We start from the raw sequence: 18,455 nt of genomic DNA, 5'->3' as shown, positions 1-18,455 counted from the left end.
AGGTCCGGCGGTGCGGGTCGGATCTCGCCCTCGATCACACTCACGGGTGACCAGCCCCTGGTCCCACGGATTTCTGGCCCGCGCAGGCCCCGCACGCGTACGAGGTCCAGCCCGGCCCCGTCCCCTGGTCGACCGTGGGCAGCGCGACCAGTGGGGCGTTGCCGGGCTGTTGGCAGATGGCGCACAGGCGGGTCCGGTGCAGGCACTCCGAGCACATGCGGCCGGTGTTCTCGAGGGTTCCGTAGCGCAGGAACGGGGCGCGGCCGACCTTGCAGATGTCGCAGCGGGGGTCCACCTCGGCGCCGGTCACGGGTTCGGCTCCGTGTCGGTCGTGAGCGCCTGACGCTCGGTGCAGTCGGCGAGCCGCACCCAGAGGAAGTCACCCTCGGCGTCGACCTTGGGGTACCCGGAGCCAACCTGCACGACGACCCCCTCGAATCGCTCGGGCGCCTCGCGCTTGCGGGATTCGGGCGGGACGTAGGTGGTGCCGCGGACTCGGTCGCCGACGAGGAAGGGGGCGTTGGGTGGAGAAGTGGTCATGGGAATCACGGTTCCTCCGCGCCAGTGGCGACGCAATCGAACGAGGGAATCCCACGTGAAGTGGTATATGCCTGAATGTGAGGAAGTGCCTGCGAGTGGCGGGCTGGAGCTGTCACACTCTGGGCACGGGCAGTGATCTGCCGGGCACAGGGAGCCAACTGACAGGCATCGACGTACGGTTGTCCTGCTTGGCCGCGAAGGGAACGGGCACAGTGGCAGCGAAGACGGGGCCGACGATTCGGCGGATGCAGCTTGGCCAGGAGCTGCGGCGGTTGCGTGAGCAGGTCGAGAGGGACGACGGCACGGGCAAGGGGATGACCAGGGCCCAAGCGGTCAGAGGCACCAGCGTTTCCGAGTCGACGCTGCATCGGGTGGAGAAGGGGCTGACCAGCCTTCCCAAGGTTCAGGACCTCAAGGAACTGCTGGATCGGTACGGGGTCGGCGACCCGGACGACGTGGAGTTCCTGCTCGACATCCACAAGAACTCGCTGAACCGGGGCTGGTGGTCGCCGTACCGCACCTTCATGCCGTCCGGCTTCAACATCAGCCTGGGACTCGAAGGCGATGCCAAGATCCTGAGGGTCTATCAGCCCGATGTCATGTTCGGCCTGTTCCAGACGTCGGCGTATGCGCGGGCGCAGTTCGAGGCAGCCAAGCCGATCGACGAGCGTACGACCGAGTTTGTCGAGCGGAACGTCGAGATCAGGATGCGTCGCAAGGAGGCCATCACTCGAACCGACAGTCCGGTCGAAGTGCACGCGATTCTCGACGAAGCAGTGCTCAGGCGGGTGTTCGGCGGTCCGGAGGTGATGCGGGAGCAGTACACGCACCTGGTGGAACTGGCTGCGTTGGAGCATGTCACCGTGCAGATCCTGCCGCTGAGTCAGCCGGTCTACCGATGCAGCCAGAACTTCATGCTCATGGAATTCGCGGCTCCGCTGCCCACGGTGGTGAGCGTCGACGGTTTCAGCGCGGTGGGCGTCACCGACAAGGACACGGAGATCTGGGCGTACAAGCGCCGGTTCGATGCCATGCGAGCTGAAGCTGGCGGACCCAGGGAAACCCCTGAATTCCTGAAGCGAGCAACACGAGAGTTGGACGAAGTATGAGTACTCACCCCAAAGCCCTCGAAGTGGCCGACGATGACTCCTGGTTCAAGTCGTCCTACAGCGACGAAACAGGCGGCACCTGCGTAGAAGTCGCCCACCTCACCCCCGCCCCCGCCTACATAGGCATCCGCGACTCCAAGTTCCCCGAAGGCCCCGCCCTCCTCCTCCCCCCACAAGCCTTCACCGCCCTGCTCGACCACCTCCGGAGCTGATCCCCCCATGCCCCCGGCCGCCAAAAAGCCAAAGCCCCGCACCCGCACCTACGACCCCGTCAAAACCCGCACCGCGGTCCTCACCCAGTACGCCAACATCCGTACCGCGGCCCTCACCCTCACCCCCGACCAACTCGCCCTCCCCACCCGCCTGGGCGACTGGACCGTCCGTGATCTGGTCGCCCACATCGCGATGGCCGTCGGCAGCATCGGACTCGCCCTGGACCGGGACGAGCCGGCGAAGGCCGAGATCGGCGTCCTCGACTACACCTCCGTCACCGCTCCCTTCGCCGAGGCCATCGCGGCGGGCAGTCGCGACCTTGCCGAGCGGACCCCCGACATCAACGCCCTCCTCGCCCGTACCGAGGAAGGCCTGACCGAACGCCTCACGGGCGTCGCCGACACCCGCGTTCTCGCGGTCCGGGTCGGCGCCGTCACCCTCACCGACTACCTGGTCACCCGCACCGTCGAACTGATCGTCCACACCGACGACCTGAACGCCGCCGTCCCCGGGCTCGACGTCCCGTACGACAAGCAGGCGCTGGCCACCTGCACCCGCCTTCTCGCAGACGCCCTCGCGGCCAGGGCCCCCGGCGGTTCGACGGAGGTCCGTATCCCGCCGTACGCCGTGGTGCAGTGCGTCGAGGGGCCGAGGCACACCCGTGGCACGCCGCCGAACGTGGTCGAGACCGACCCGCTGACCTGGATCCGCCTGGCCACCGGCCGGGTCCAGTGGGCCGACGCCCTCGACAAGGCCCAGGTCAGCGCGAGCGGCGAACGCGCCGACCTCGGCGGGCTGCTGCCCCTCATGGCCTGAGGCCGGCCCCCGTAGGGATCCGTACGGAGAAGCCGCCGCCCTCCGTACGGAGAAACCGCGGCCTCCGCCGAAATGCGGCCGGACGGGAACCGCTCACCCACCCCTTCCGTCCCACCGGCATGAAAAAGCAGCGACTTGCGAGCGCGAGCCTCAGCCTCCTGACCTTGACCGTGCTCCCCTTCGCCGCGGCCTGTGGCAGCGAGAAGGACAGCGGCGGCAGCCAGACCGTCGGCACAGGGACGGGGACGGGGGCAGGCTCCGGAACATCGGATGTCACCGGCGTCCACTGGACCGTCGACGATCTCACCGTCGACGGGAAGAAGAGTGCGGCCCCCGCGAGCGCCTGGCTGGAGATCGACAAGAACGGCAAGGTCAGCGGCAACCTCGGGTGCAACGGCTTCGGGGCGGATGCCACCGTCGACGGCGACGGGATCTCCTTCGCACAGTTCCTGTCGACCGACATGGCCTGTGGGAACGACCCGATGACCTTCGAGAGCAACCTCACCAAGGCCCTCAAGGACGGCACCCTCACCGCCAAGGCCACCGAAGCCGCCGCCAAGAACCCCAAGCAGCTCACTCTCACCACGAAGACCGGTGACACCATCCACCTCACCGAAGAGAAGGCCGCCCCTCTCTCCGGCACCAAGTGGACGATCACGACACTCGGTGCCACCAGCGACAGCGACGGCAACGGTGACAGTCAGGCCGTCGCCCCCCTGCCCTCCGCCGCCGAGGCCTATCTCGTCTTCGACCAGAAGAAGGGGACCGTCAGCGGCAAGGTTGGTTGCAACAACGTTTCTGCTGAGGCCACGGTCAGCGACGGCGATATCACTTTCGGCAGCCCGGCGACCACCCGAAGGATGTGCGACGGCTCACTCATGGAGGTCGAGAAGGAGCTGCTGAAGATCTTCGACGGAAAGACGGCGTACAAGATCGATCACCGCAACCTCTCTCTGACCAGCGTAAACGGGACCACCGTCAGCGCGAACGCCGCCGACTGAGTCGCTACCGCAGGCCACGGCCCCACAGTGCCCGCACGTCACAGTCGCGTTCCCTAATTCGGACCAGTGGTCGATCTCGCCTACACTCGGTGCCGTGCCACGTGGTGACGGTCGACTCAGTCATGATCTGCTCCCCGGCGAGAAAGGCCCCCAGGACGCTTGCGGCGTCTTCGGGGTCTGGGCCCCCGGCGAAGAGGTCGCCAAGCTCACTTACTTCGGGCTCTACGCCCTACAGCATCGAGGCCAGGAATCCGCGGGAATCGCGGTCAGCAACGGCTCCAAGATCCTCGTCTTCAAGGACATGGGCCTTGTCTCCCAGGTCTTCGACGAGACCTCGCTCGGCGCGCTCAAGGGTCATATCGCGGTCGGTCACGCCCGCTACTCGACCACTGGCGCCTCCACCTGGGAGAACGCCCAGCCCACCTTCCGCGCGACCGGCCACGGCTCCATCGCCCTCGGCCACAACGGCAACCTCGTCAACACGGCGCAGCTCGCCGAGATGGTCGCCGACCTGCCCAAGCAGCACGACGGCCGCACTCCGCGCGTCGCCGCGACCAACGACACCGATCTGCTGACGGCCCTCCTGGCCGCCCAGACCGACGACGACGGCAAGCCGCTGACCATCGAGGACGCCTCCGCGCGGATCCTTCCGCAGGTCAAGGGCGCCTTCTCCCTCGTCTTCATGGACGAGCACACGCTGTACGCCGCCCGCGACCCACAGGGCATCCGCCCCCTGGTCCTGGGCCGGCTGGAGCGCGGCTGGGTCGTCGCCTCCGAGTCCGCAGCCCTCGACATCTGCGGCGCCGCCTATGTGCGCGAGATCGAGCCGGGCGAGTTCGTCGCCATCGACGAGAACGGTCTGCGTACATCGCGATTCGCGGAAGCGAAGCCCAAGGGCTGCGTCTTCGAGTACGTCTACCTCGCCCGCCCGGACACCGACATCGCCGGCCGGAACGTGTACCTCTCGCGCGTCGAGATGGGCCGGAAACTCGCCAAGGAAGCCCCGGTCGAGGCCGACCTGGTGATAGCGACCCCGGAATCCGGCACCCCGGCCGCCATCGGGTACGCCGAGGCCTCCGGCATCCCCTTCGGAGCCGGACTGGTCAAGAACGCCTATGTCGGACGTACGTTCATCCAGCCCTCCCAGACGATCCGCCAGCTGGGTATCCGGCTGAAGCTGAACCCGCTGAAGGAAGTCATCAAGGGCAAGCGTCTGGTCGTCGTCGACGACTCGATCGTGCGCGGCAACACCCAGCGGGCGCTCGTGCGCATGCTGCGGGAGGCCGGCGCGGCGGAGGTCCACATCCGGATCTCCTCGCCCCCCGTCAAGTGGCCCTGCTTCTTCGGCATCGACTTCGCCACCCGCGCCGAACTCATCGCCAACGGCATGACGATCGACGAGATCGGCACCTCGCTCGGCGCCGACTCCCTCTCGTACATCTCCCTCGACGGCATGATCGAGGCGACCACCATCGCCAAGCCGAACCTGTGCCGCGCCTGCTTCGACGGTGAGTACCCGATGGAGCTTCCGGACCCCGAACTGCTCGGCAAGCAGCTCCTGGAGACCGAGCTGGCCGCAGGGCCCGCCGCCACGGCCGCGGCCGACGCGATCCGTCGCCCGTAGGCCCTGCTCCCGCAGCCCTGCTCCTGCCTCACACCAACCTGAAAGATCCCAGGCAATGTCTGCGACCAACTCTGCTTCCGGCGCTTCCTACGCGGCCGCCGGCGTCGACATCGAAGCGGGCGACCGCGCCGTCGAGCTGATGAAGGAGTGGGTGAAGAAGACGCAGCGCCCCGAGGTCCTCGGCGGCCTCGGCGGCTTCGCCGGCCTCTTCGACGCCTCAGCCCTGAAGCGCTTCGAGCGCCCGCTGCTCGCCTCCGCGACCGACGGCGTCGGCACGAAGGTCGACATCGCCCGGCAACTCGGCGTGTACGACACCATCGGCCACGACCTGGTCGCCATGGTGATGGACGACATCGTGGTCTGCGGCGCCGAACCGCTGTTCATGACCGACTACATCTGCGTCGGCAAGGTCCACCCCGAGCGTGTCGCCGCGATCGTCAAGGGCATCGCCGAGGGCTGCGTACTGGCCGGATGCGCTCTGGTCGGCGGCGAGACGGCCGAACACCCGGGTCTGCTCGGTCCGGACGACTTCGACGTCGCCGGCGCCGGTACGGGCGTCGTGGAGGCCGACCGGCTGCTCGGCGCGGATCGCATCCGTACGGGTGACGCGGTGATCGCCATGGCGGCCTCCGGGCTTCACTCGAACGGGTACTCGCTGGTCCGGCATGTGCTGCTGAAGCAGGGCGGACTGTCCCTGGACGCGCACATCGACGACTTCGGGCACACCCTCGGCGAGGAGCTCCTGGTCCCCACCAAGATCTACTCCCTGGACTGCCTGGCCCTCACCCGGACCACCGACGTCCACGCCTACTCCCACATCACCGGCGGCGGCCTGGCCGCCAACCTGGCCCGTGTGATCCCGGACACCCTCCACGCGATCGTCGACCGCTCCACCTGGACCCCGGCCCCGGTGTTCGACCTCGTCGGGAAGACGGGTTCCGTCGAACGCCTGGAGCTGGAGAAGACCCTGAACATGGGCGTCGGCATGATCGCGATCGTCCCCGAGGACTCGGCGGACGTGGCCCTCGCCACCCTGGCGGACCGGGGCGTCGAGGCCTGGGTGGCCGGCGAGATCACCGACCGCGACACCCACACGACAGGCGCGGAGCTGGTCGGCGACTACGCCCGCGGCTAGATCACCGATGCGCCCAAGGCGGCCGGCGCAGCCGCCGCCGAGGGGCGCGGGGAACGGCGCGACCAGCCACAACGCACCCGCACCCGCCAAGCAACAGGACCCCCGAGCTCATAGGCGCCCCCGCCCAACCCGAGCGGAGCGGCAACGCACAAAACCCGGTCCGGCGCTGTGAACGCCCGGACCGGGTGAGGTGCAGCTGATGCCCTACAGGAAAAGTGCAACCTGTTCAGCGCGCCGCAGCAGACTCAAGACGTCAAGCCCCACGGCGTTGTTGCGACGAAGCGGGACCTGAGGACTGATCGTCCTCGTCCTCATCGTCGTCGTTGTACCGATCCGCGTACTGGGCGTACGGGTCGTCTTCTTCCTCGTCGTCGTCCTCGAACGGCTCGCCATTCGGCGGCTGGCTCGAAGTCGAAGCGCCCAGCTCATTGGCCAGGCGCGAGAGGTCAGTCCCGCCGCTGCTGTACTTCAGCTGGCGGGCGACCTTCGTCTGCTTGGCCTTTGCCCGGCCGCGCCCCATGGCTCGACCCCCTCGGATACGGGGCTCGGTGGCCCCAGAGTCTTGACACCCGTTCATGTTCTGGAACGGGCTCTCCGTGGAGAGACCGGTCCGTAGGGCTTCCACGGTACCTGAGCCCACGCCCATACGGTACGTCGCCCGCAGGACGTGCCTGTGCCCAGAACCCGCGGGGTGCCCTGTCCCCGCTGGTCAACCGCGATTTTAACCACTTCTTGGCGGCCGACCCGCCGACGGGGGTGAGAGTTCTCTCCAACACCCCGCCGACAGGTACCTCGGAGCCGGTCGTGGACCACGTCGGACTACCGGCTCCGACGGGCCTCCGCCATGCGCTGTTCGGCGATCCGGTCGGCCGCCGCGGCCGGCGGAATGCCGTCCGACTTCGCACGTGCGAATATGGCCAGCGTGGTGTCGTAGATCTTCGCGGCCTTCGCCCTGCACCGCTCGAAGTCGAACCCGTGCAGCTCGTCGGCCACCTGGATCACGCCACCGGCGTTCACGACGTAGTCGGGCGCGTAGAGGATCCCGCGGTCCGCGAGGTCCTTCTCGACGCCCGGGTGCGAGAGCTGGTTGTTGGCCGCCCCGCACACCACCTCGGCGGTCAGCACGGGCACGGTGGCATCGTTCAGGGCTCCACCGAGGGCGCAGGGCGCGTAGACGGCGAGCCCGTCGACGCGGATCAGCTCGTCCGTGTCGGCGACGGCCAGGACGTTCCGGTGCCGCTCGGTGATCCGCCGTACGGCATCGGCGCGTACGTCCGTGACGAAGACCTCGGCGCCTTCCGCCACCAGGTGCTCCACGAGGTGGTGCCCGACCTTGCCGACGCCCGCGATGCCGATCCGCCTGGCGCGCAGCGACGGATCGCCCCAGAGGTGCTGGGCGCTCGCCCGCATGCCCTGGTAGACGCCGAATGCGGTCAGGACGGACGAGTCGCCGGCGCCGCCGTTCTCCGGGGACCGTCCGGTCGTCCAGCGGCACTCGCGCGCGACCACGTCCATGTCGGCCACATACGTGCCGACGTCGCACGCGGTGACGTACCGTCCGCCGAGCGAGGCCACGAACCGGCCGTACGCGAGCAGGAGTTCCTCGCTCTTGATGCCGCCGTGGTCGCGGTCGGCCGGGTCGCCGATGATCACGGCCTTGCCGCCGCCGTGGTCGAGACCGGCCATGGCGTTCTTGTACGACATCCCGCGCGCGAGGTTCAGCGCGTCCGTGACGGCCTCCGCCTCGCTCGCGTACGGGTAGAAGCGCGTACCGCCGAGCGCGGGGCCCAGGGCGGTGGAGTGGATGGCGATCACGGCCTTGAGGCCGGTGGCCCGGTCCTGGCAGAGCACGACTTGCTCATGACCCCCCTGATCCGAGTGGAACAGGGTGTGCAGTACATCAGCAGGCGCGCCGGTTACGTCGGTCACTGTGGTGACTCCAGGGAAGTAGCGGCGGGTGGGGCCGGGGCCCGTACGGGTGGCGGGCCTCCGTGGGCATGAGAGTAAAGCTCCTCCCCGGCCCGCGTACGCCAACCGTCCCCGCAGTGCCGAGGATCACCCGCCGGTGGCGCGGGACCGTACGGGGGTTTGCATAATTTTCCCGTGCTGCTGTGTGCTGGTTCCGCCGGCTGTGAGGGTTTTCGCGGTCGTTCAGGGGGGAGGGAGCAGGCGTGCCCAAGGTGTCCGCGGTGATCGTCCCGTACGCGTCCTACTTGCGTGTCTACGAGCCGCTGGCGGCCTTCCCGGAGCCGGAGCGCAGCCACTGGGCGCGCTACGCCCGACGGCCCGACCGGCCCTCGTACCAGGACGAACTGCGGCGCTCCCTGGCCGACTTGCTGCCCACCCCGCCGGTCGCCGTGCCGGTGCAGGAGAGCGCCGACGCGTTCGTGACCGAGGTCGGGGGCGTGCTGTGCGTCTGCCCCTGGCGCACCAGGCTGCGCGGCTGGCAGGCGCTGGGCGCGCTCGCGGCGGAACTGCCCGTGCCGGTCCTGGACGCCGTTCTGCCGCCCGTCGTACGCCACCAGGCCACCCAGGACTACGAGCGCTGGCTGACCCGCAACCCGGACGCCCGCCCCTGGATCCGCACGGCGACCTGGCAGGTGCCGCTGAACTGGTTCGTGCTCGTGACCGACGAGGAGCGCGAGTACGACAAGGGCTCGGGGGCCGACGGGGGCGCGGCGCCCGTGCTGCGCTACCGGACGCCCATGGTGGAGGCTCGGCGGCGCGTGGCGCGCGGGCTGCGGACCCTGCGGGACACCCTCGACGAGGGGCCGCTGATCGACGGGCTGATGGACGTCGGGCGCTGGCTGGAGGAGTTCCACCCGCGGTCACTGGTCGAACTGGACTACGGCGGGCTCGTGCATGTGCTGTCGGCCGGTGACCTGGCCGGCGACCACTCGGCGGCGGACGTGGCCGCGGGGATCGACGCGCTGCGCGACGGGGACGGCGAGGCGGCGGGGGAGGCCTACGGGCGGCTCGTGGAGCGGTGGCGGGCGGTGCGGGACCTGCGGTCCGCCAACTGACAGTTCGTCAAAAGAAGACTCCCTGGAACGTGAGTTCCATTTGTGTGGGACGCTCTTGGGGCTGCCGTGGGACGTAGGTCCCGATCCGGGCGTTTGTGTCAAGCGTGACGGACCGCACGTACAGGTGGCTTGCGTCCCTTGCCCCTCCTCGTGCCAAAATAGGACAAGGAGTCCGGGGGAGGCTCTATCTGCCCAGCTATGGGCAGAATCTCTGCATTGCACGCTATGGGGGGTCTCGTGACTCCTGATCGCCACTGTGACTGATCGTCACAGTGGCGTGACTGTCCGCTATGGCATGGTCCATTGGCTTCCGTCGCCGATGGACGCCTGGGAGGGCAATTCCATCGGTTTGGCCTACGCGGTTGGACAGATGGTGTAGTTGTAGTGCCGAGGACAAGCCGTTCGTCCTATAACCGACTCGACCCGCATCCGCCATTTCGGGCAACGCGGGTCAAGGTGCAGAATTTAGAGGAATGAACCGAGAAGGTTCGGTTCTCCCGAGGAGGCCGCTCATGACCGCTCGCACCCCTGATGCCGAGCCGCTGCTGACCCCGGCTGAGGTCGCCACCATGTTCCGTGTTGACCCCAAGACGGTGACGCGGTGGGCGAAGGCCGGCAAGCTCACATCCATCCGCACGCTCGGCGGACACCGCCGTTACCGCGAGGCCGAGGTCCGCGCCCTGCTTGCGGGCATTCCGCAGCAGCGCACCGAGGCCTGACCAACTGAATAGGCGGGCAAATCGGCAGGTCCCCCAACTATCGGCCGAGATGTCCGGCAGGCAACACCAGAACGACCAGCACCATCAGAGTCACCTGCTTCATCACCAACAGCTTCAAACGACGCGGGTCCTGCCCCAACAGGCCCCACACCCAAGGCAGTTCCACCAGTTCCACAGCTTCACGGGTACGTCGTAGAGATCGCGCTGGACTCCGCCGGGTCCAGCGCGATCTTTTTTGTGCCTGACGTCAGGGGTGGCACGGGGTGCTGTGGGTGGCCTTGTTGGAGTCTGGGGAGGGGTGTCGGATCCGCTGTGGGAGCCTGCTGAGGCTGGTGCAATTGCACATATTAAATTGACCAGTTGTAGGAGACCGGTAAGAACCCACATTTTGAAAACTCATGTGGTGACACCCGTCACACCGCACGCGACTTGTTGACGATGTGCCACAAGTGCTAAAGGGGGCTGCTGTTGGCACTCGGTGTCTCGTCGTCCTCGTCCTCGTCCTCGACCTCTGCGTCGGTGTCTCCGTCGGCCTCGGCGCAGCGCTCCATGGCGAGCCTCTGTAACCGGTGGCAGATCGGACAGTGTCGCGTCAGATGCGGGTACCCGCTGGCGGCCGACAGATGTGCCCGAAGCAGAGCACGCGTCTCATGCCGTCGCACGGTCGCCGCCATACGCCACCTCCGGAAGGGGACAGGGCGTCGAAGGCCCTGCTCTCTGGGTACCGGGGGAAGGTGACTCCGTCAATACGGCGACAACGCGAGAGGGCCCGAGTCGTGAGACTCGGGCCCTCTCCTGCTTTCACTGCGGTCCTGACGGGATTTGAACCCGCGGCCTCCACCTTGACAGGGTGGCGAGCACTCCAAACTGCTCCACAGGACCAGGTTTCGCGGCACTTGATGTTGCGCTGTGCTGCGAAAAGAGACTGTACAGGAGGGTGGGCCCAGGGGCGAACTCACCCACCGTACCGGCCTCGTTACGGCGCCGACGGCCGATTCACGGGGCCTGCGCGTCGATCGCCTTCACGATCCGCTTGTCCGACACCGGGTACGCCGTGCCCAGCGCGTGGGCGAAGTAGCTGACGCGGAGCTCCTCGATCATCCAGCGGATGTCCGTGACCGCCGACGGTACCGGCCGGCCCTGCGGCAACTGCTCAAGGAGCCACGCGTACTCGTCCTGCATCTCGTGCACCTTCTCCATGCGGGAGGTGTCCCGCTGGACGTTGGTGGGCATCTGCTGAAGGCGCCGGTCCGCGGCGACGAGGTAGCGCATCAGGTCGGGCAGCCGCCGCAGGCCGGTCGCCGTCACGAACCCGGGCCGTACGAGGGCGTCCAGCTGCTTGCGTACGTCCGTCAGGTTCGGGAGGAGCACGGCGCTGCGTACGCCCTTCAGACGGCGCTCACAGGCCTGCCAGGCGGCCAGCACCTGCTGCACCTGGTTGACCGTACGGATCGTCGTGTCGACGATCTCGGCGCGCACCTTCTCGTACAGCTTCCGGTACGACTCCTCGTCCCATGCGGGGCCGCCGAAATCGGCGATCAGCTTGTCGGCCGCGGCCATCGCGCAGTCGTCGAACAGGGCCTGGATCGAACCGTGCGGATTCGCCGACAGCGCGAGCTTCTGAACATTCGTCAACTTCTCGGACGCGAACTTCGCAGGATTGACCGGGATGTTGCGCAGAACGAGCCGCCGGGTGCCCTTCCACATCGCCTGCCGCTGCTCCGCCTCGGTGTCGAAGAGACGTACGGAGACGGTGTCGCCGTCGTCGACCAGCGCCGGGTACGCCTTGACCGGCTGGCCGGCTCTGCGCGTCTCGAAGAGCGGCGTGAGGGTGCCGATCGACCAGTCCGTCAGGCCGGTGCGTTCCAGGGACTCGCCGCCGGCGCGCTCCGCGGTGGCCGCGGCGGCCTGGGAGATGGCCTGGCGGGCCTTCGGCTTGAGCCGGAGACGCAGGACCTCAAGGTCCTTGTCCTCGGCCAGCTTGCGGCGCCGCTCGTCGACGATCCGGAAGGTGACGCGGAGATGGTCGGGGATCCGGTCCAGGTCGAAGTCGTCGGCGGTGAAGGGGACTCCGACCATGCGCTTCAACTCGCGGGCCATGGTGACGGTCAACGGCTCCTGGAGGGGCACCGCGGTGGCCAGGAAACGCTGGGCGAAGTTGGGCGCCGGGACGTAGTTGCGGCGGATCGGCTTCGGGAGGGAGCGGATGAGTTCCGTCACCAGCTCCTCGCGCAGCCCCGGGATCTGCCAGTCGAAGTTCTCGTCGGTGACCTGGTTCAGCACCTGGAGCGGGATGTGGACGGTCACACCGTCGGCGTCCGCGCCCGGCTCGAACTGGTACGTCACCCGGAACTTGAGCGGTCCCTGGTGCCAGGCGTCCGGATAGTCGTCCTTGCTGACGTCACCGGCGCGCTCGTTGATGAGCATCGCCCGCTCGAAGTCGAGGAGTTCGGGCTCCTCTTGCCGTTTGTGCTTCCACCAGGAGTCGAAGTGCGCCCCGGAGACCACGTGTTCGGGGACGCGCTCGTCGTAGAAGTCGAAGAGCGTCTCGTCGTCGACGAGGATGTCCCGGCGGCGGGCCCGGTGCTCCAACTCCTCGACCTCGGTGAGGAGTCGGCGGTTGTCGGCGAAGAACTTGTGGTGCGTCCGCCAGTCGCCCTCGACCAGCGCGTTCCGGATGAACAGCTCACGGGACACCTCCGCGTCGATGCGCCCGTAGTTCACCTTCCGCTGGGCGACGATCGGTACGCCGTACAGCGTCACCTTCTCGTACGCCATCACCGCGGCCTGGTCCTTCTCCCAGTGCGGCTCGCTGTACGTGCGCTTGAGGAGGTGCTCGGCGAGGGGCTCGACCCACTCGGGTTCGATGCGCGCGTTGACGCGGGCCCACAGCCGCGAGGTCTCCACCAGCTCCGCCGACATCACGAAGCGCGGGGGCTTCTTGAACAGGGCGGAGCCGGGGAAGATCGCGAACTTGGCGTTGCGGGCACCGACGTACTCGTTCTTGCCGGAGGTGTTGCGGTTGCTGTCACCGGTCGAGGTGGAGCCTCCGGTACCCGCCGCCGTGGTTTTCGTCGGCACGTCCTTCATGCCGATGTGGGAGAGGAGGCCGGCCAGGAGGGAGACGTGGACGCTCTGCTCGGGGGCGTCGTCCTCGTTGGGGTGGATGCCCATCTGGCGTGCCACGGTACGGAGTTGGGTGTAGATGTCCTGCCACTCGCGGATGCGCAGGAAGTTCAGGTACTCCTGCTTGCACATCCGCCGGAACGAGGACGAGCCGCGTTCCTTCTGCTGCTCACGGACATACCGCCAGAGGTTGAGCAGGGCGAGGAAGTCCGACGTCTCGTCCTTGAAGCGGGCGTGCTGCTGGTCGGCCTGCGTCTGCTTCTCGGCGGGGCGTTCGCGCGGGTCCTGGATGGAGAGCGCGGCGGCGATCACCATGACCTCGCGGACACAGCCGTTCTTGTCGGCCTCCAGGACCATCCGGGCCAGCCGGGGGTCGACGGGCAGCTGCGCGAGCTTGCGGCCGGTGTCCGTGAGCCGTTTGCGGGGGTCCTTCTCGGCGGGGTCGAGCGCGTTGAGCTCCTGGAGGAGCTGGACGCCGTCGCGGATGTTGCGGTGGTCCGGCGGGTCGATGAAGGGGAACTTCTCGATGTCGCCGAGCCCGGCCGCGGTCATCTGGAGGATGACGGAGGCGAGGTTCGTCCGCAGGATCTCGGCGTCCGTGAACTCCGCTCGCGACTCGAAGTCGTCCTCGCTGTAGAGCCGGATGCAGATTCCGTCCGACGTACGGCCGCAGCGGCCCTTGCGCTGGTTGGCGCTGGCCTGGGAGATCGCCTCGATGGGCAGCCGCTGGACCTTCGTGCGGTGGCTGTAGCGGGAGATACGGGCGAACCCGGGGTCGATGACGTACTTGATGCCCGGCACGGTGAGCGAGGTCTCGGCGACGTTGGTCGCCAGAACGATCCTGCGCCCTGTGTGCTGCTGGAACACCCGGTGCTGCTCGGCGTGCGAGAGGCGGGCGTACAGGGGCAGGACCTCGGTGAACCGGTAGTTCTTCTTGCCGAGCGCGTCCGCCGTGTCGCGGATCTCGCGCTCGCCGGAGAGGAAGACGAGGATGTCGCCCTTGCCCTCGCCCTGGAGCTCGTCGACCGCGTCGCAGATCGCGGTGATCTGGTCGCGGTCGGAGTCCTCGCTGTCCTCTTCCAGAAGCGGCCGGTAGCGGACCTCGACGGGGTACGTACGGCCGGAGACCTCCACGATGGGGGCGTCGCCGAAGTGCCGGGAGAAGCGCTCGGGGTCGATGGTCGCCGAGGTGATGACGACCTTCAGGTCGGGCCGCTGGGGCAGCAGCTGCGCCAGGTACCCGAGCAGGAAGTCGATGTTGAGGGACCGCTCGTGGGCCTCGTCGATGATGATCGTGTCGTAGGCGCGCAGCTCGCGGTCGGTCTGGATCTCGGCGAGCAGGATGCCGTCCGTCATCAGCTTGATGACCGTCGCGTCCTGGTTCACCTGGTCGGTGAACCGGACCTTCCAGCCGACGGCCTCACCGAGGGGCGTGTCCAGCTCGTCCGCGATCCGCTCGGCGACGGTACGGGCGGCGATACGGCGGGGCTGGGTGTGCCCGATCATGCCGCGGACGCCCCGGCCGAGTTCGACGCAGATCTTGGGGATCTGGGTGGTCTTCCCGGACCCGGTCTCACCGGCGACGATGACGACCTGGTGATCGCGGATGGCGGCGGCGATCTCGTCCTTCTTCTGACTGACGGGAAGCTGCTCGGGATAGCTGACGGCCGGCACGCGGCTGCGGCGCTCGGCCATCCTCAGCTCGGCCTTCGCGACCTCCGCCTCGATCTCGGCGAGGACGGCGGAACGGGCCTCCGGCTTGCGGATCCTGCGCGCACCTTCGAGCCTGCGCCCGAGCCGGTGCGCGTCGCGCAGGGACAGCTCGGTCAGGCGGGGGGCGAGGTCACCGAGAGCGGGAGCGCCGGGGGCGGAGGCGGGGTGCGTAGACATACGCCGTCCAGGATCTCACCTCGGCCAAATTACTGGCGAACCCTTTTGTCTCGGGGCCCGGCTTCGGCCCGGTCGTCCTTGCCCCCAGCCCCCAGGTCTCAGCCCCCGGGTCTCAGCCCTCAGGTCTCAGTCGTCGGACGGGGTGGACGGCGCCGGTACCGGGGCTGTCGGGGCCGTCTCGGGCTTCGGGCGTCCGCTGGTGTCGCCCAGGGCGATCGACCTCGCGGTGTTGGAGACCGCCTTGATGCTCAGGTAGGCGGTCGTCATCGTGCTGACGGCTGTGAAGGCCGAGGTCAGGATGCCGACGGTCACTGCCGAGTCGCCGTGCAGACGCCACACACCGAAGATCGCCACTCCGGCTATGGCGACGTTGCTGAGGACCACCGCCAGGAGCCCGAACAGGGCACGGCTCCTTTCCAGCTCGTCATGATCCCGCCGCGCTCTTGACTCGCCCCGAACCATCGTCCCCGCCCCTGCCGCGTACGCTCCGCCGACCCGCCAGAACGTAGCGCCGCACGCATGCCCTGCCAAGCGTGGGCATGACGGATGGGCACGACGCGTGGGCACGACGAAGGCCCCGTCCGACTGGACGGGGCCTTCGTGTTGTGGCTGGGGCCGGGGTCGAACCGGCGACCTATCGCTTTTCAGGCGATCGCTCGTACCAACTGAGCTACCCAGCCACGAGGTTTCACGTGAAACATGTAACCTCAGCGGTCCTGACGGGATTTGAACCCGCGGCCTCCACCTTGACAGGGTGGCGAGCACTCCAAACTGCTCCACAGGACCTTGCTGTTGTGCGCGAAGTAAGTCTCGCACACCGTGTCGCGTGCTCCCAACGGGGTTTCCCGCCTGTTCGCTTTCGCCGATCTGGTGGTTCTGGATGACCGGTTGAGGCTGGCCGACGGGCCGATGTCGCTGGAAAAGCGTATCAGACCAGGAGGGATGGTCCGCGCACGCGACAGCGCAGGTCGAGGGCCGTGCCGTCCGGTTCGCGGGCGCCTCCGTGGTCGATCCGGGGGAGTGGAGGGGGCGGCGAAGGGTACTCCGGGTCGCATGCGAATGAGCGTGCTGGACGTGGGCTCGAACACGGTTCGGCTGGTGGTCGCGGACACCCAGAACGGTGTTCCCCTGCCGGCGCACACGGAGAAGTGGAAGCTGCGGCTCGCCGAAAAGGTGGAACCCGGCGGAGTGATCCCCGGGGAGTCCGTGCAGCAGCTCGTGAAGGCGGTCGCGGCGGCAGACCGGACCGCCCGGCGGTGGGGTGCGGGAGGGCCGCTCGCCTTCGCGACGGCGGTCGTGCGGGCCGCGCCGAACCGGCTCGACGTGCTGCGGACCGTACGCAACGAGACCGGCGTACGGCTGTGCACGCTGCCGGGGGAGGTCGAGGCCGAGCTCACCTTTCTCGGTGCCCGGCGGTGGATGGGCTGGCGGGCCGGGGCTCTCGTGCTGTTCGACATCGGCGGCGGCTCGCTGGAGGTGGCCTTCGGGCGGGGCAGGCTGCCCGACTTCGCGGCGTCACTGCCGCTCGGCGCGGGCCGACTGACCCGGGAGTTCCTCGGTGGCCAGGACCCGCCGTCCGAGGAGGACCTGAGGGCGTTGCGCCGCCGGGTGCGCCATCAGCTGCGGGACGTGGCCGCACGGCTCAGGTGGGAGGGGCCCCACATGGCGGTGGCGACCTCGCGGACCTTCCAGCAGCTGGCCCGGCTGTGCGGTGCCGCACCCGGTCGCCAGGGCGTGTTCGTGGCACGGCAACTGCGCCGGGGAGATCTCCGTGCCTGTCTGCCCCTGCTCGCAGCCCTGCCCGCGGCCGAGCGGGCGATGCTTCCCGGTGTCTCCGCGCCGCGGGCCCTGCAGAGTTTGGCCGGAGCGGTGGTGGGACACACGGCGATGAAGCTGACGGGCATCGAGACGCTCACCATCTGCCCGTGGGCCATCCGCGAAGGAGTGCTGCTGCGGTGCGTCGAGGACGGCGGGTCGTGGTGGGCGGAGATCACCCAGGAACGGGACGAAGCAGCGCCCGCGGGGCCGACCCCGCTGCGGATCGCGACGCCGGAGACCTGAGTCATCGGCGCCTCGGCGGGCGAGCCGCCCGGACGTGTCCCGACCCAGGAGCAGGACGGGCCGCGAAGAGCCGCGAAGAGCCAGGAGGAGGAGCCATGGTGGACAAGGGCCGTACCGACAAGATCAAGGGCAAGGTCAAGGAACTGGCCGGCAAGGCCACGAGCGACCGCGAGCAGGAGCAGGAAGGCAAGCTGGAACAGGCTCGCGGCGAGGCCAAGAAGAAGAGGGACCAGCAAGAAAAGGGGAAAGGCTCAGGAACGCGCTGAGCGGGCCGCGCGCTCGGACGGACGGTTCGCGGCTGAGCTTCTCCGGTCTTGCGGCGGACCGTCGTCAGGGGTGCGGGCCAGGGGTGACGGGTCGTCCGGCAGGGCCCGGAGAGCGGAGACCGTCTCGGCGATCCGGAGTCGGAACAGCTCGGGGAGCGCGTCCCCCGTGACGGAGTCGACGAGGTTGTCGGCCACCTCGTGCAGCTTGGTGTTGGTGTTCTGGGAGACCGCGACCAGCACGTTCCAGGCTTCCTCGGTGCTCAGCCCGAAGGACGCCATGAGGATGCCCCGCGCGATGTCGATGGCGGGCCGCGTCTGCATGGCCCGCCGGAGCTGTACGACTTCGATCCGCAGGTCCTCGTCGGATTCACCCGTGCCGTGGGACTCACCCGTGACCGCGGATTGGCCCGTGACGCCGGGTTCGCCCGTGACGGCGGTCTCGTCGGCGTCGCCCGTGCCGGCGAACAGTGGCAGCGTGCCGGTGATCGAGAAGAGCCGGAGCATCGCGGGGCCCGCCGACCGAATCGTGATGATCTTGCCCTCGTCGAGGGCGCGCCTGCGGACACAGAGCAGGACGTTGAGTCCGGAGCAGTCGCAGAAGTCGACGCCGCTCAGATCGAGCTCGATGCCGCGCTCCGAACGGGCGAGGGCCTGGCGCAGACCGTTGTGCAGTGCCCGCTCCGTGACGAGGTCGATCGCGCCGGACACGACGACGAGCGTCGCGTAGCCCTCGGGACGCGTCTCGATCCCGAGCAGGTGTGCCCGGGAGGCTTCGTCCGCCACTGTGAGCTGCGTGGTGACTGTACGTTCCGACATCGCGGCCACTCCGTAGGCATCGGGCAGTACGTGGCCCTTCAAGTTTCGGTCCGCGGCACCTCGTACGTCAAGCTATACATGAAACCAAGTTCAGGCTTTTGAATACGTGAATCAAA

The 18,455-nt window shown here is 68.3% G+C and carries 19 protein-coding genes and 3 tRNA genes; 10 read left to right on the top strand and 12 right to left on the bottom strand.

Going from position 1 to position 18,455, the window contains the following annotated elements; genetic code table 11:
- Positions 1-40 precede the first annotated feature (40 nt).
- Both OG595_RS19690 and OG595_RS19685 read right to left on the bottom strand, forming a co-directional pair.
- On the bottom strand, positions 41-310 hold the full coding sequence (locus OG595_RS19690; RefSeq protein WP_329273740.1) for a hypothetical protein: 270 nt from the start codon (positions 308-310) through the stop codon (positions 41-43).
- The gene (locus tag OG595_RS19685; protein ID WP_329273739.1) at positions 307-540 is read right to left on the bottom strand and encodes a hypothetical protein; all 234 of its coding nucleotides are present in this window, start codon (positions 538-540) and stop codon (positions 307-309) included. Before OG595_RS19685 ends, OG595_RS19690 begins: the two co-directional genes overlap by 4 nt.
- Positions 541-752: 212 nt before the next feature.
- On the opposite strand from OG595_RS19685, the gene OG595_RS19680 reads away from it, so the two are divergent.
- The 6 genes from OG595_RS19680 (at position 753) to purM (ending at position 6,438) form a co-directional block, all read left to right on the top strand.
- Positions 753-1,649: a helix-turn-helix domain-containing protein gene (locus OG595_RS19680; protein WP_329273738.1), complete on the top strand. Its 897-nt coding sequence runs from the start codon at positions 753-755 to the stop codon at positions 1,647-1,649.
- Positions 1,646-1,861, top strand: a complete 216-nt coding sequence (locus OG595_RS19675; RefSeq protein WP_329273737.1) for a DUF397 domain-containing protein — start codon at positions 1,646-1,648, stop codon at positions 1,859-1,861. The genes OG595_RS19680 and OG595_RS19675 overlap by 4 nt, the downstream gene beginning before the upstream one ends.
- Positions 1,862-1,868: 7 nt before the next feature.
- A complete protein-coding gene (locus OG595_RS19670) occupies positions 1,869-2,678 on the top strand; it encodes a maleylpyruvate isomerase family mycothiol-dependent enzyme (RefSeq protein WP_329273736.1) in 810 nt (269 codons plus the stop codon).
- A gap of 170 nt (positions 2,679-2,848) precedes the next feature.
- Positions 2,849-3,679, top strand: a complete 831-nt coding sequence (locus OG595_RS19665; RefSeq protein ID WP_329283039.1) for an META domain-containing protein — start codon at positions 2,849-2,851, stop codon at positions 3,677-3,679.
- 94 nt (positions 3,680-3,773) lie between these two features.
- Positions 3,774-5,303: an amidophosphoribosyltransferase gene (purF, locus tag OG595_RS19660; protein WP_329273734.1), complete on the top strand. Its 1,530-nt coding sequence runs from the start codon at positions 3,774-3,776 to the stop codon at positions 5,301-5,303.
- Between the two features lie 55 nt (positions 5,304-5,358).
- A complete protein-coding gene (purM, locus tag OG595_RS19655; RefSeq protein ID WP_329273732.1) occupies positions 5,359-6,438 on the top strand; it encodes a phosphoribosylformylglycinamidine cyclo-ligase in 1,080 nt (359 codons plus the stop codon).
- Positions 6,439-6,691: 253 nt separating this feature from the next.
- Here purM and OG595_RS19650 read toward each other — a convergent pair whose 3' ends face one another.
- Positions 6,692-6,958, bottom strand: coding sequence for a DUF3073 domain-containing protein (locus OG595_RS19650; protein ID WP_329273730.1), 267 nt, complete (start codon positions 6,956-6,958; stop codon positions 6,692-6,694).
- 299 nt (positions 6,959-7,257) lie between these two features.
- Positions 7,258-8,367: a Leu/Phe/Val dehydrogenase gene (locus tag OG595_RS19645; RefSeq protein WP_329273728.1), complete on the bottom strand. Its 1,110-nt coding sequence runs from the start codon at positions 8,365-8,367 to the stop codon at positions 7,258-7,260.
- 242 nt (positions 8,368-8,609) lie between these two features.
- Between OG595_RS19645 and OG595_RS19640 the strand changes: the two genes are divergently transcribed.
- A complete protein-coding gene (locus OG595_RS19640; protein ID WP_329273727.1) occupies positions 8,610-9,461 on the top strand; it encodes a hypothetical protein in 852 nt (283 codons plus the stop codon).
- A 512-nt stretch (positions 9,462-9,973) separates the two neighbouring features.
- The gene (gene bldC, locus OG595_RS19635) at positions 9,974-10,180 is read left to right on the top strand and encodes a developmental transcriptional regulator BldC (protein WP_033321412.1); all 207 of its coding nucleotides are present in this window, start codon (positions 9,974-9,976) and stop codon (positions 10,178-10,180) included.
- Between the two features lie 37 nt (positions 10,181-10,217).
- Here the strand turns inward: bldC and OG595_RS19630 are convergent, their stop codons facing one another.
- The 7 genes from OG595_RS19630 to OG595_RS19600 all read right to left on the bottom strand — a co-directional run bounded on the left by OG595_RS19630 (position 10,218) and on the right by OG595_RS19600 (position 15,982).
- Positions 10,218-10,355 (bottom strand): hypothetical protein, encoded by a 138-nt coding sequence (locus OG595_RS19630; protein WP_329273726.1) that lies wholly within the window; start codon positions 10,353-10,355, stop codon positions 10,218-10,220.
- 277 nt (positions 10,356-10,632) lie between these two features.
- A complete protein-coding gene (locus OG595_RS19625; protein WP_329273725.1) occupies positions 10,633-10,854 on the bottom strand; it encodes a DUF6274 family protein in 222 nt (73 codons plus the stop codon).
- Positions 10,855-10,987: 133 nt separating this feature from the next.
- Positions 10,988-11,062, bottom strand: a tRNA-Asp gene (locus OG595_RS19620).
- A gap of 114 nt (positions 11,063-11,176) precedes the next feature.
- Positions 11,177-15,196 carry an ATP-dependent RNA helicase HrpA gene (gene hrpA, locus OG595_RS19615; protein WP_329273724.1) on the bottom strand — a complete coding sequence of 1,340 codons (4,020 nt, stop codon included), beginning with the start codon at positions 15,194-15,196 and terminating at the stop codon, positions 11,177-11,179.
- A gap of 126 nt (positions 15,197-15,322) precedes the next feature.
- Positions 15,323-15,658: a hypothetical protein gene (locus tag OG595_RS19610; protein WP_329273723.1), complete on the bottom strand. Its 336-nt coding sequence runs from the start codon at positions 15,656-15,658 to the stop codon at positions 15,323-15,325.
- 144 nt (positions 15,659-15,802) lie between these two features.
- Positions 15,803-15,876, bottom strand: a tRNA-Phe gene (locus OG595_RS19605).
- A 31-nt stretch (positions 15,877-15,907) separates the two neighbouring features.
- Positions 15,908-15,982 (bottom strand) — tRNA-Asp (locus OG595_RS19600).
- 267 nt (positions 15,983-16,249) lie between these two features.
- Between OG595_RS19600 and OG595_RS19595 the strand changes: the two genes are divergently transcribed.
- Positions 16,250-17,257, top strand: a complete 1,008-nt coding sequence (locus OG595_RS19595; RefSeq protein ID WP_329273722.1) for a Ppx/GppA phosphatase family protein — start codon at positions 16,250-16,252, stop codon at positions 17,255-17,257.
- Positions 17,258-17,352: 95 nt separating this feature from the next.
- The gene (locus tag OG595_RS19590; RefSeq protein WP_329273721.1) at positions 17,353-17,523 is read left to right on the top strand and encodes a CsbD family protein; all 171 of its coding nucleotides are present in this window, start codon (positions 17,353-17,355) and stop codon (positions 17,521-17,523) included.
- On the opposite strand, the gene OG595_RS19585 is transcribed toward OG595_RS19590, so the two are convergent.
- The gene (locus tag OG595_RS19585; protein WP_329273720.1) at positions 17,509-18,339 is read right to left on the bottom strand and encodes an ANTAR domain-containing protein; all 831 of its coding nucleotides are present in this window, start codon (positions 18,337-18,339) and stop codon (positions 17,509-17,511) included. The two genes, OG595_RS19590 and OG595_RS19585, sit on opposite strands and share 15 nt — an antisense overlap.
- Positions 18,340-18,455 lie beyond the last annotated feature (116 nt).

Source organism: Streptomyces sp. NBC_01451, from assembly GCF_036227485.1.
GTDB lineage: Bacteria > Actinomycetota > Actinomycetes > Streptomycetales > Streptomycetaceae > Streptomyces.
Note: the sequence above shows the minus strand (reverse complement) of the source record. Positions and strands in the feature narration are given on the sequence as shown.